Origin of the sequence: Hypericibacter adhaerens (assembly GCF_008728835.1) — a bacterium.
GTDB lineage: Bacteria > Pseudomonadota > Alphaproteobacteria > Dongiales > Dongiaceae > Hypericibacter > Hypericibacter adhaerens.
Window position 1 is genome coordinate 3,191,704 of sequence record NZ_CP042582.1, and the last position, 11,979, is coordinate 3,203,682.

Annotated in this window: 14 protein-coding genes; 7 read left to right on the plus strand and 7 right to left on the minus strand. The window is 67.9% G+C overall.

Annotated elements, in window-relative coordinates:
- Window positions 1-47: 47 nt before the first annotated feature.
- Both FRZ61_RS14015 and FRZ61_RS14020 read right to left on the minus strand, forming a co-directional pair.
- Entirely contained in the window at window positions 48-845 is a 798-nt protein-coding gene (locus FRZ61_RS14015; RefSeq protein WP_151118320.1) for a bifunctional DNA primase/polymerase, read from the minus strand.
- A gap of 30 nt (window positions 846-875) precedes the next feature.
- The gene (locus tag FRZ61_RS14020; RefSeq protein ID WP_151118321.1) at window positions 876-1,154 is read right to left on the minus strand and encodes a c-type cytochrome; all 279 of its coding nucleotides are present in this window, start codon (window positions 1,152-1,154) and stop codon (window positions 876-878) included.
- Between the two features lie 406 nt (window positions 1,155-1,560).
- On the opposite strand from FRZ61_RS14020, the gene glk reads away from it, so the two are divergent.
- From glk to FRZ61_RS14040, 4 genes are all read left to right on the plus strand, one after another.
- A complete protein-coding gene (gene glk, locus FRZ61_RS14025) occupies window positions 1,561-2,514 on the plus strand; it encodes a glucokinase (protein WP_191909019.1) in 954 nt (317 codons plus the stop codon).
- 19 nt (window positions 2,515-2,533) lie between these two features.
- On the plus strand, window positions 2,534-2,737 hold the full coding sequence (locus FRZ61_RS14030; protein WP_225308803.1) for a ChaB family protein: 204 nt from the start codon (window positions 2,534-2,536) through the stop codon (window positions 2,735-2,737).
- Window positions 2,738-2,841: 104 nt separating this feature from the next.
- Entirely contained in the window at window positions 2,842-3,276 is a 435-nt protein-coding gene (locus tag FRZ61_RS14035; RefSeq protein WP_151118324.1) for a DUF3775 domain-containing protein, read from the plus strand.
- 82 nt (window positions 3,277-3,358) lie between these two features.
- Window positions 3,359-3,937 (plus strand): dienelactone hydrolase family protein, encoded by a 579-nt coding sequence (locus FRZ61_RS14040; RefSeq protein ID WP_151120819.1) that lies wholly within the window; start codon window positions 3,359-3,361, stop codon window positions 3,935-3,937.
- 29 nt (window positions 3,938-3,966) lie between these two features.
- Here FRZ61_RS14040 and FRZ61_RS14045 read toward each other — a convergent pair whose 3' ends face one another.
- Together FRZ61_RS14045 and FRZ61_RS14050 are read right to left on the minus strand one after the other, a co-directional pair.
- Window positions 3,967-5,484, minus strand: a complete 1,518-nt coding sequence (locus FRZ61_RS14045) for an FGGY-family carbohydrate kinase (protein ID WP_151118325.1) — start codon at window positions 5,482-5,484, stop codon at window positions 3,967-3,969.
- 4 nt (window positions 5,485-5,488) lie between these two features.
- Window positions 5,489-6,286 (minus strand): BtpA/SgcQ family protein, encoded by a 798-nt coding sequence (locus FRZ61_RS14050; protein ID WP_151118326.1) that lies wholly within the window; start codon window positions 6,284-6,286, stop codon window positions 5,489-5,491.
- 132 nt (window positions 6,287-6,418) lie between these two features.
- Here FRZ61_RS14050 and FRZ61_RS14055 point away from each other — a divergent pair, with 132 nt between their 5' ends.
- Window positions 6,419-7,252 (plus strand): DeoR/GlpR family DNA-binding transcription regulator, encoded by an 834-nt coding sequence (locus tag FRZ61_RS14055; RefSeq protein ID WP_225308804.1) that lies wholly within the window; start codon window positions 6,419-6,421, stop codon window positions 7,250-7,252.
- 51 nt (window positions 7,253-7,303) lie between these two features.
- Here the strand turns inward: FRZ61_RS14055 and FRZ61_RS14060 are convergent, their stop codons facing one another.
- On the minus strand, window positions 7,304-8,791 hold the full coding sequence (locus tag FRZ61_RS14060; RefSeq protein ID WP_151118327.1) for a M81 family metallopeptidase: 1,488 nt from the start codon (window positions 8,789-8,791) through the stop codon (window positions 7,304-7,306).
- A 139-nt stretch (window positions 8,792-8,930) separates the two neighbouring features.
- Here FRZ61_RS14060 and FRZ61_RS14065 point away from each other — a divergent pair, with 139 nt between their 5' ends.
- Both FRZ61_RS14065 and FRZ61_RS14070 read left to right on the plus strand, forming a co-directional pair.
- Window positions 8,931-9,599 (plus strand): hypothetical protein, encoded by a 669-nt coding sequence (locus FRZ61_RS14065; RefSeq protein WP_151118328.1) that lies wholly within the window; start codon window positions 8,931-8,933, stop codon window positions 9,597-9,599.
- 126 nt (window positions 9,600-9,725) lie between these two features.
- A complete protein-coding gene (locus tag FRZ61_RS14070; RefSeq protein WP_225308805.1) occupies window positions 9,726-10,151 on the plus strand; it encodes a hypothetical protein in 426 nt (141 codons plus the stop codon).
- Between the two features lie 22 nt (window positions 10,152-10,173).
- Here FRZ61_RS14070 and FRZ61_RS14075 read toward each other — a convergent pair whose 3' ends face one another.
- Both FRZ61_RS14075 and FRZ61_RS14080 read right to left on the minus strand, forming a co-directional pair.
- Entirely contained in the window at window positions 10,174-11,043 is an 870-nt protein-coding gene (locus tag FRZ61_RS14075) for a protein-methionine-sulfoxide reductase heme-binding subunit MsrQ (protein WP_151118329.1), read from the minus strand.
- A 288-nt stretch (window positions 11,044-11,331) separates the two neighbouring features.
- Window positions 11,332-11,940 (minus strand): DUF6655 family protein, encoded by a 609-nt coding sequence (locus tag FRZ61_RS14080; RefSeq protein ID WP_151118330.1) that lies wholly within the window; start codon window positions 11,938-11,940, stop codon window positions 11,332-11,334.
- Window positions 11,941-11,979 lie beyond the last annotated feature (39 nt).

The window sequence follows — 11,979 nt, forward strand, 5'->3', positions numbered from 1 at the left end:
GATCACCCGGGGTCGGAACCGGCCCGACGGCAGGCACCGCCGGCCTCTCAGCCCCGGGGCTCGTCCTCGCCACCCCCGGCATGACGGGCGTGGGTTCGCCGGATACTCTCCACCACGCGCTCGACCTCGTCCTCCGGCAAGGGCGGTCGGCACCGATAAGCGTTCCAGCAAAGCATCAGCTCCAGCACGATCGCCGGATCGACCTCGTGCCACAGCAGGTGGCCCGTCAGCGACGCGATCCGGCTGTTGCGCTCCCCTTGTTCGACGCCGCCACGGACCATGCTGCGCCAGTAGCGCAGCGGATGGCCGACGCGCCCGGAATCGCCCGGCTCCGCCATCGTCAGCCAGGACGGCGGCGGCGCCAGGACCGCCTGGTCCGGCCGTAGGCCCTCGCGCCAGGCGTAGTGCCGACCGGAAGGATGCAAGGAAGGCGGCACAACCACATAGCCGCCATCGGCACGCAGATCGAGCCCCGGCGCCATGGCCGCCCGGTTGCGAACGACACCGCCCGGATGGCGGAAATAGAGATGCCGGCCACCGCCGCCCGTGACCGCTTCGGGCGTCGGCGGCAGTTGCCCGTATTGCCGTTCGATCCCCGTGAGACTTTCCTCGCCGCCATGGGCCGGATCGATATCGAGGACGATCAGGTTCGAGACCGCGCCGGTGACGACGCCAAGATTGGCATCGGGCCAGCGGCGGAACCATGCTCCGATCTCTTCGTCCGAGGCTGGCCGGCGCTGATAGGGTTCCCAGCGCAGCAAGGGGCGCTTGTCGCCATGGCGCAACGGAATGACGGAGAACCCCAAACGCCGATAATAGGCCGCCCACTCTGCCGGCGATTGCATGGGAGCTCGGCCCCGCTTCGCTTCCCGCCGCTATTGCGACTTGAGGCTCATCAGGTAGGCGACGATGTCGTCCTCCTGCGCCTTGGCGATATCCAGGCCCGGCATGGGAGGGTGCGGGGCCGCGAGCCAGGCGCGCAGCCGCTGCGGCGTCGTGGCCGGATCGTTGCTGATACCGGGGAAAGACGGCGCGCTGTCCCGGGCGGTGCCGCCGGCCTCCACCAGATGGCAGGACGAGCACCATTGGCGCGAAAGCTGGAGCCCGTTGACGGCATCCGCCGCCTGAGCCGCGGCGGGGGCGGTCGCGGCCATGAATGCGCCGGCGGCAATCCAGAGACGACCTCGAGACCCAATCATCGATGATCCTTCCGCTCCTCTCAGCTCGGAGCCTTGTCGAGTTTAACGATCGGGCCGGGCCGCCCCCCGGACTCCCGGCATGCCCGCCCGCTCGCCGCACCGCGAACGCAACCTTTGCAGCGGCGACAGGTGGCCAGCCGGAATCATGATAGCCTAGACTGGAGAAGTTGCGGGAGCCTCGGCGATCCGATGGAATGAGCGGGCGAAGAGAGGCCTGTCTTCCGTGTCAAGGATGTGATCCTCGGGTTGACGAGCGGCGGGCTCCGCTTCATCTGCTGAGACAGGGCGTCATCGCGGCTCGCCGTCGGCGCCTTCCCCGGCAACCACCATCGGATCACCCACGGCAAGCGGAAGCCAGATCTTGAAGCCGTTCCTGCTAGGCGATATCGGAGGAACCAACGCACGCTTTGCTCTCGCCGAGGGCGGCTCCATCGGGCCGATCGAGCGCCGGCACACCGCGGACACGCCCGACTTCCTGTCGACGGTCGAGCGGGCCCTGTCTTCCCATGGCGGTCCCGGCGCCATTGCCGGTGCCGCCTTCGCGGTCGCCGGACCGGTCGAGAACGGCCGCTGCGCCCTCACCAACAGCCCGTGGGTCGTCGATCGGGATGCCCTCCGGCATCGGCTCGGTCTCCGAACGGTTATCATGATGAACGATTTCGCCGCCGTCGCCCGATCGCTTCCCGCCCTGGGCGGCCGCGACCTCGTCCAGGCCGGCGGCGGGGAGGCCGTCTCCGGCACACCCGCCGTCGTCTTCGGCCCGGGCACCGGGCTCGGCGTCGCCGCCCTCATCAAGCATGCGTCTGAAGAGATCGTGATCGCCTCGGAAGGCGGCCATGCGACCTTCGCCAGCGCGGATGAACGCCAAGAGGCCGTCGTCCGCCTGCTGCGCGCCCGCCATGGCCATGTGTCGATCGAGCGCGTCCTCTCCGGCGGCGGCCTGGTGGCGCTTCATGACACGATCGCCACGATCGACGGCAAGACCGTGCCGGCGCGCGACGCCGCCGCCATCACGAGCGCCGCGCGCGAGGGAAGCTGCGAGGTCTGCCGCGCGGCCCTGGAGATGTTCTGCGCGATCCTCGGCAGCGTCGCCGGCAACCTGGCCCTGACCTTCGGCGCCCAGGGCGGCGTCTATATCGCCGGCGGGATCGTGCCGCGTTTCGCCGACCGCCTGGGCGAAACCCGCTTCCGCCAGCAGTTCGAGGCCAAAGGCCGGTTTCAGTCCTACCTGGCGCCCATCCCCTGCTGGGTGATCACCCATTCCGATGCGGCGCTGGTCGGACTGGCCCGGATGATCGGGAGCGGGCCGTCATGAGGAACCGATGCCTTATGTCGTGACCGATGACCTGCCTCCCAGCGTGCGCCGGCATCTGCCGCCCCATGCACAGGAGATCTATCTGGCAGCCTTCAACAATGCCTGGGCCGAATATGCCGGCTCCGCCCGCCGCGAGGAGATCGCCCATCGGGTCGCCTGGGCCGCGGTCAAGACGCAATATGTCAAGGCCGGCGACCAATGGGTGCCGCGGGAGCGGGGCTAGGCTCCGGCAGAGAGCCGGCTTTGACACAAGTCAAGGCGGAGTTTCCGGCGCCATGCTCGGCTTATCAAAATACCTGTCGCACCGTCCGCAAAGGGAGCTCGCTCATGACCTCCGCGCCGCCGCCACAACCGCCCGAGCTCGAGATCAGCCTCGAGAAGCTCTGCTACATCGTCATCAAGGCCCGCGAGTTCGACGTCAAGGTCGAGCCGCTCGAGCTCGATGACGGCTCCAACCCGGGCGACGACGAGGAGCGCGAGGTGCTGGAGGACAACCCGGGCGATCCCACCCGGCAGGAGCTCTTCGACGCCATCGACGGGCTGAATGTCGACGAGCAGATCGAGCTGGTGGCGATGACCTGGCTGGGCCGCGGCGACTACGAGGCCAGCGAATGGAAGCAGGCTCTCGCCGCCGCGCGCGAGGCGCACAATGCCCGCACCGCCGCCTATCTGATCGGCACGCCGAACCTCGGCGACGAGCTTGAGGAAGGCATGGCGGCGCTGGGGCTCTCCTGCGAGGAAGTGGAGATGAATCATCTCTGACGCCACGCTGCATTCGGTATCCATCCCCCCTTTCGGCCTGGAGGGGGAGCTGGAGATTGCGCCGGGAGCCGCCAGCCTGGTGATGTTCGCCCATGGCAGCGGCAGCAGCCGCCTCAGTCCGCGGAACCGGCAGGTCGCGACCGCCTTGCGCGATGCAGGGTTGGGAACATTGCTGTTCGATCTCCTGCTGCCTGACGAAAGCCGCGACCGGCGCCTGGTGTTCGATATCGGATTGCTCGCCAGCCGGTTGCTCGGCGCCACGGAATGGCTCAAGACCCGACCTGAAGGACGCGGACTCGGCATCGGCTATTTCGGTGCCAGCACGGGCGCGGCGGCGGCTCTGACGGCGGCCGCCGAACTGGGTACGGCGATCGGCGCCGTGGTTTCGCGCGGCGGGCGTCCGGACCTGGCTCCGCTCGCTCTTCCCAAAGTGCAGGCGCCCACCCTGCTCATCGTCGGGGAGCGGGATCGCGAGGTTCTGGCGCTGAACTGGCAAGCCCTGGCGGCGCTGCGCTGCGAGAAATCGCTGCTCACGGTTCCCGGCGCCACCCACCTGTTCGAGGAGCCGGGCGCCCTCGAGCTGGTGACGGAGCGTGCCCGCCAGTGGTTCCTGGACCATCTGCCGCCAAACCGCGGCGAGCTTGCGCGCGCGACCGTCTAGATCACGCAGATCCGCATGGCGCCCTGCCGTCACCCGGGATGTGACAGCTTCGGATAGAGCGTCTTCAACCGTTCATAGGTTTCACGGTAATCGCCATAGCGGCGGTCATAGAGGGCCGCGAGCGCCGGCTGCGGCTGGAACACGCGCCCACCCGCGACATAGCGGCTGACGCCGGCCAACGACGGGACCAACCCGGCCCCATAGCCCGCGACATAGGCGGCGCCGAGGCAGGAGCCCGGATGATGCTCGATCCGCTGCACCGGCCGGCCCAGGGCGTCGGCCGCGATCTGCAGCCAGAGATCGCTGGCGGCACCCCCGTCGCAGGCGAAGATGCGCCTGACCGCAAGACCTCGCTCGGCGAACACCTCGACATGATGGCGGAAGCCGAAGATCACGCCTTCGAGCGCCGCCCGCCAGATATGGGCGAGCCCGTGATGCAGCCCGAGGCCCACGACCGTGCCGCGCGCGTAGGGATCGTGGAGCGGCGTCTTCTCGCCCAGGAAATAGGGCAGCAGCACCAGCCCCTCGGCGCCGGCCGGCACCGTAGCCGCGAGCCGGTCGAGCCAGGCATAGATCGAAAGGCCGGCCGCTTGCGCCTTCGGCGCCTCGCCCCCGGCCAGCGTCTGCACGATCCATTTGAGCAGGCTCCCGGCGGTCGCCGTGCAACCGTTGCTGAAATAGTGATCGGGAATGACGTGGTAATCGATGAAGAGGCGCGGATCGGTGACCGGCTTGGCGGTTGAGAGCAGGATGTCGCCCGCGCCCCCGAACTTGAGCACGAGATCGCCGTCCTCCGAGGCGCCCGCGACATAGGCCGACGCCACATGATCGGCGCAGCCCGCCACGACCGGCGTTCCCGCCGCGAGGCCGGTGGCGGCTGCGGCTGCCGGCGTCACGCCGCCGATCCGCTCGTGGGACTGGCGGATCGGCGGCAGAAGGCCGGGCTCGATCCCGGCCGCCGCCACCAGCGCCGGCTCGAAACGCCGCGCCGCGAAATCCATCAGCCCTGATTCCAGCGCCCAGTTATGCTCGACCGCGCGCTGGCCCGTCAGGCGATGGGCGATGAAATCGTAGGACCCGAAGACGGTGGCGATGGCCCGAAAGACCTCGGGCTCGTGCCGCTCGACCCAGCGCAACTTCGGCGCCACCAGCTGCTGGTTGATGCTGCCGCCCGTCAGGCGGAAAAACCGCTCGGCCTCGAAGGCGCGCTGCATCGCCTCGATCTCTCGGGTGGCCCGCGCGTCGTTCTGCTGCAGGGAGGGGCGCAGCACCCGTCCGTTCCGGTCGAGCAGAACGACCGCCGGCACCATGCCGGTCACGCCGACGGCGGCGACGTCCTTGCCCGAGAGCCCCGTCCGCTGCAGCAGCTCGGCCGTGACCGCGCAGGCATTCGACCACCAGAGCTCGGGATCCTCCTCGGCCCAAGTGGCATGCCGCGAGACGAGCTCGCTCGGCCGCGACGCCGTGGCCAGCGTCCCGCCCTCGCTGTCGATCAGAATCCCGATCGTCGAGGTGGTGCCGATATCGAGGCCGAGCAGAACCGCCATGCGTCTATCGCGATCTCCTCGCCATATCCATGAAGCGTTTGACCCGGTCGCCGTCGACCGGGTTGAAGGTCTTGCCGTCGACCTTGAAATGGGTGCCGACGATGCAGCCATCGCCGATCGAGAGTATCTCCTTGACCGTATCGATATTGACGCCGGTATTGGCGAAGACCGGCGTGTCGCCGACGGCTTCCTTCGCGGCGCGCAGATCGCTGGTGGAGGCCGCCTGGCCGGTCATGGGGCCCGAGACCAGGATCACGTCGGCCAGCGAGGAGAAGACCGCGCTCTTGGCGCGCTGGGCCACCGAGCGATGGCCCAGCGGCGAGGCGAACTCGGCATTGACGTTGAACATGAGCTTCAGGTCGTCGCGGCCGAGATCGTGGCGCAGGCGCAAGGCCGAGGCGCAATCCGGCTGCCAGATCCCCATGTCGGATTCGAACACGCCCGTCATGATCTCGCGCCCGAAGCGCGCCTGCGTCGCGGCGGCGAGCGACACGGTCGCCACCGGGTCCCACAGGTAATCGACGCCGAAGGGCAGCGCAATGGCGGAGCGCAAGGCGCCGATGACAGCGGCCATGGCGGCCAGGCTCTGCGGCGTCGCCTTGAGCAGATAAGGCCGGTCGTTCTCGTTGCCGAACATCACCGCGTCGACGCCGCCTTTTTGCAGGCGCTCGATGTCGGCGGCGGCCGCGTCGATGATGGCGCCGATCCCGCCCTTGGCGTCATAGAGCGGCGATCCCGGCAGGGCCAGCAGATGCACCATGCCGATGACCGGTTTGTGGCTGCCGAACGTCTCTCGAAGCATGGGTAAGGCCCTTTCTTCCTGCCGGACCGGGTTCCGGAATGCTGGGGCGAGAGTTTCACAAAATATAACATTTTACAACATATCCGCACGCCGGTGCGCTATGGTGGCGCCACGAGGAAATCGGGAGCGAGCATGGCGACCCGCAAAGTCTCGGCGGCATCGGGATCGAGGACGGAAGCCGGGCGGATGCTGGCGGCGACGCGCCAGTCCCGGCTCCTGTCCATGGTCAAGCGGACCGGCGCGGTCTCGATCGTGGATGCGGCAGCGGCGCTGGATGTCTCCGGCATGACGATCCGGCGCGACCTGGAACGGCTCGAGGCGCGCGGCCTCCTGGCGCGCACCCATGGCGGCGCCCTCGCCCGGTCGCCGGCACCGGGCGACATCTACGATGCGGAGGAACCGGCCTTCGAGCAGCGGCGCCGGCGCAACGCCGCGGCCAAGGCTCGGATCGCGGCCACCGCGGCCCGTCTCGTCGGTCCGGGCGAGGCTCTCGCGCTCGATGTCGGCAGCTCTGTCCTCGCGCTCGCGGAGACGCTGGCGGTCCGCACGGATCTGCGCCTGTTCACCAACAATCTCCATGCGGCCCTGGCCTTGTCGCGCAGCCGCTGCACGGTCGAGCTCCTGGGCGGACAGCTGCGCGGCGCCGAGATGGCCGTCATCGGCCCCGTCGCGACCGCACAGGTCGAGGACTATTACTTCGACTGGGCCTTCCTCGGGGTCTCGGGCGTCACCGAGGCCGGATATTTCGACTACGCCCCCGAGGATACCGAGATCAAGCGCGCCTTCATCGCGCGCGCGAGCCGGACCGCCATCCTGTGCGATGCCTCGAAGTTCGACCATCGCGCGCTCGCGCGGATCTGCGGCCTCGGCGAGGTGAGCGTTCTCGTCACCGACCGCGCGCCCCCGTCCCATCTGCGCCGCGCGCTCGACGCGGCGAAGGTCGAGATCAGGGTCGCGGCCTCTTAGCCATTCGCTGCGGCCGCATCCGCTCCCAAGGAAACCGGCGGCGCGGCCGCCTCAGGAATGCGGATCGTTCAGGTTGTCCAGCGGATAGATCGGCCGGCGCACATGCTTGAAGTTCAGCATGGAGTAGTCGGAGGTGCAGACCCCGACGCCGGCGCATTCGATGATCTGCCGGGCGATCGGCTTGAAGCCGGCGCGGTAATGGATCCGGCTTTTCAGCATCAGGTATTTCTTCGCCGTCGGGTCGATCCCGAGGGAGGTGAAGCAGCCGAGATCGAAGGGCTCGAGATGCTTGGTGATCACCACGATCTCGACCTTGCCCGTATCCAGCACCACGGCCGGTCCCATATCCATCAGCATGCCGTGCCAGGCCTTGCCGCGGTTGCGGAACTGGCCGTTGGAGATGAGCTTGACCGTGCCGGTCACCTCCCGTGGCTCGCCCTTGCGGTTGATGGCCGGCATGTCGAGCTTGCCGCCGAACTTGAGCGTGACGGTGGCGCCGACCCCCGCGGCGATCAGGGTCTTGACCGCGTCGGGATCATGGATGGCGAAGGCCGCGACATCCTCCAGCCCTGAATCGAGGATGGCGCCCAGCACCTTCATCGTGTCCATGGTGCCGCCGGAGGCGCAATTGTCGTAGTGATCGAGCAGCACGACCGGGAACTCGGTCGCCGCCTTGGCGCGCGCCAGCGACTGCTCCAGGGGCTCGATGCGATAGACGAAGGCCTCGCGGTTGGCCCAGGCGAAGTCCAGCAGCTCGTCGCGGTAGCGCCTGGCCAGATCGAGGTCGTTGTTCGTCACCACCACGGCCGAGAGCCCGGCCTGCGAGATGTCGGCATGGGGAAAGCCGGTGAAGAGCGTGGCGCAGAGCGCCCCTTCCCGCTCCATGCGGCGTGTCATGGCCTGCAGATCCTTGTTGGGGAAATCGTCGCTGCCCTGGCGCATCACATGGGGCAGCATCGGCCGGTTGCCCCAGGCCATGGTGGGCCGGGCCTCGCCCTTGAGCAGCGCGAAGATCGGCTTCGCGGCCCGCATCGAGGTCTCGTAGGTGTCGATATGCGGATAGGTCTGGTAGCCCGCGACCACGGTCGCGTTCTCGGCGATCGCCGGATAGAAATTGGTGTGCATGTCGAGCGACACGCCGATCGGCAGGCCGGGCGCCAACTTGCGCAGGCGCGACAGCAGCTCGCCTTCGCCATCCTCGCGCGAGCGCGTCACCATCGCGCCGTGGAGATCGAGCAGCAGCGCGTCGCAGCCCCTGGCCACCGCCTTGCAGATCCGATCGCAGATATATTCGTAGGCATCGTCCTCGACCGGCCCCGAGGGCCAGGCCTCGGCCGAGATCGCGATCTCGAACTCGGCGCCATGCCGCTCGGCGAGATCGATGAAGGCGGCCACGCCCGCCCCCGTGCCTTTGAGCGCCTGGTATGCGGCCTTCCCCTCCAGCGGCGCCTCGCCCGTCTTGCCGAACCGCGCCAGCGGTGTGGGCACCGGCGAGAAGGTGTTGGTCTCATGCTTCATGCTGGCGATGACCAGGCGCATCGGCTCCCCTCCTTGATCGAGCCCCAGAGCCTATCCGATGCGACCGACTCGCACCATTCCCCGGAGTCGGTAGTGGGAAGCCGCGCGAGACAGCCAGGGAATCGACGGGGACCGTCTCCTTGTGGCAAGCTGGAGCCGCATGACGACTCGATTCGCCCTGGGCCAGCAACTGGGCCTCACGCGCACTCAAACCGACCTGCTGCTCCGTCTGCGCACGCCGGAACGCATCCAGGATTTCGTCACCTCGCTCGAGATCAATCATGAGCTGGACGGCGACAGCTGCCTCTCCGTCGTGGGCGTTCTCGAGCATCGCCATGCTCATTGCATCGAGGGCGCCTTCGTCGCTGCCTGTGCGCTCTGGCTGCAAGGCGAGCCGCCGCTGCTGATGGATTTCCACGCGGAAGGCGACGACGACCATGTCGTGACGCTCTTCAAGCGCGGCGATTGCTGGGGCGCCATCTCCAAGAGCAACCATGTCTGGCTGCGCTGGCGCGATCCGGTCTATCGCAGCCTGCGGGAGCTTGCGATCTCCTATCTCCACGAATATGTGAACGACGAAAAGAAGACCTTGCGCGCCTACTCGCGGCCTTTCGACCTGCGCCGCGTGGCGCCCGAACGCTGGGTCACCAGCCCGAAGCCCTGCTGGGATGTCGCCCAGGAGTTGGATGAGATCCGCCACTACCGGCTGATCTCGAAGGCCCAGGCGCGCCGGCTGAAGGACCGCGACGAGTTCGAGCTCCAACTGGGCCGCCAGGTCGAGTTCGTGTCCCCCAAACCCTTGAAATCGCGGGCCGCCGCCCGATCCTGACCGGCCGGCCCGCGATTGTGGCATAAGCCGGGCCGCCAAATTAAAGCGCAGTCATTCATTCCCTCGTCCGTGTAGGGAGTCGATTCCGCGATTCCGGTCGCGGAGCCGCTCATCGAGGAGAGAACAATGAAGACGCTCACCCAGGCTCCCGCGCCGAACGGCTGGGCCGATCGGCGTACCGCCTTCTGGCGGCTGGCCTTGGCTCTGGCGACGGTACTGGCGGTCCTGGCCATGGCCGGACCCAGCCGGGCCGACAACGATGATTGGAACAACGGGTGGAAACATCACAACCAGGGTTGGGATCACAACGGCGGGAATAATGGCTGGGGCAACAAGGGCTGGGGCGGCTATGGCAAGCATTACCCCGGCTATGTCTACGCGCCGCCGCCCCGCTACTACTACCCGCCGCCGCCGCGCTACGTGTATGCGCCGCCACCGCCGCGGTACTATTATCCGCCGCCGCCGGTGATCTACGCGCCGCCGCCCCCGCCGCCGGTTTATTACTACCCGCAGCCGAGCTTCAACGTCGTGATCCCGCTCCGGATCGACTGACGCAGGGAGCGGAGGCGAGCCTTCAGGAAGAGGCCCGGTCCATCGCCAGCTTCGGGCTGGTTTTGGGCTGGGCCTTTTTCATCAGGCCGCGGCGCAAGGCCACCAGCGCGGTCACGCCGAGCGAGACGATCAGCACCCACCAGGCCGGACGGATGCCGGCCGCGACGCCGAGATTGGCCGCCAGCACCTTGATGGCCGGCACCTGGGTCGCCACCGCATACCAGCCATATTCGGCGAAGGCTGTCGCCAGTGCCGACAGAACGCCCAGCATGAGCAGCGACGGGATGCTGCCGATCTCGCCCCAGCGATCCCAGATTCGGTAGCCCATCAGCCAGAGGAAGAAGCCCGACATCAGGGCGGCGTCGAAGATGTTGAGCTTCGACTGCATGAAGAAGTGGATCAGCCCCAGCACCGCCACCGGATAGACGATCCGGTGCAGCCCCTGCCAGCGCTTGCCACCCAGCCGGCGCACCCAGCCGTCGGTCGAGGTGATGGCGAGCAGCATCAGCCCGAACAGCGCGACGAAGCCGATGGTCAGATAGATCCGGAGCCAGATCTCGCTGACGACGCGGGCGAGATCGAGATTCTGGTCCACGACATAGAGCGCCAGATGCAGCAGCCCATAGGCGAAGGCGGCGACGCCCAGCATGCGCCGCACAAGGATGAGCTGCGCCCAGCGGAACAGCTTGCGGGCCGGCGTGACGGCGAGCGTGAGCAGCAGGAACCGCACCATCCAGAGCCCGGCGAAATGGATCGCGGTGTTGAGCGGGCGCGCGCCCAGACTCTGCGTCAGGGCCAGCCCCGCCAGCCAGATCGCCGGCAGGAACAGGCCGATGAAGACGAGGAGCTTGAGGAGCGACAGGCGCCCCGCGCGGTCGTACCAAGGCGCCATGATGGAGGCTCTCTGCCCTCTGCCAAACCCCGCGTGGGATCACCCGGCGGACCTGTCTTAACTGGCCCGGGCCGCCGGCGAACGCACCACAACTCTACGTGAACTCGGCGCGAGCCGCATGGGAGCCGATTCTAGCCCCCTCCCCTGTCTTCGGGGGAGGATCAGGGAGGGGGCCGCTCGGCATCCGACATCGCGCAGCTCCCTTCCTGACCTTCCCCCGTTCCGGGGGAAGGGACAAAACGAGCCAAGCTCACAAGAGGAAGAGAGGAGCGAGGATGCAAAGGCCGCTCAATGCGGCGGCGGCGGATGATCGGGATCGTTCTCGGGGCCCACATCGCTGCTGGTCCAGCCGATCAGCAGCAGCACCAGCCAGTGGGTCTCGTAGGACTGGCCGTATTCGGGCTCGGAGAACGCCACCATATGCCCGTCGGCCGCGCTGTAGCCGACGGCGGCAAACTTGGCGATGCCCTGGCGCCGGTCGCGCTTGAAGAGGGCGATCTCGGGCGTGCTGACCTGGCCGGCGAGCGGGATCGGCAGGGTGACCTGCGGAATGCCGATCAGGAGCGCGTTCTGGTCCATCGACAGGGCGCCGGCACGGATCTCGACGATATTGTCCGCCTTGCCCTTGTCGTCCACGAGTTCGCTGCCATGCTTGAGGAGGTTGGCGCGGATGGCGGCGATCGCATATTTCGCGTCGACGCCGTCGAAGTTCGTGGCATCGACGAACACCTTGCCGCCGACCGGCATCTGCGCCGCGAGCTTGTCGGCCGCGCGCTCGGCCGCCGTCGAGATCAGCAGCTGCTCCGTGGCCGTCCGGTCGGGATTGGATTCGCGTTCGGTGGTGCAGCCGCAGAGCGCCAGCGCAACCGCCAAGCTGGGCAGGACGAGACGTTTCATCCGTCCGAAGATAGAAATCGCCGCGCGCCCTGTCGCCCC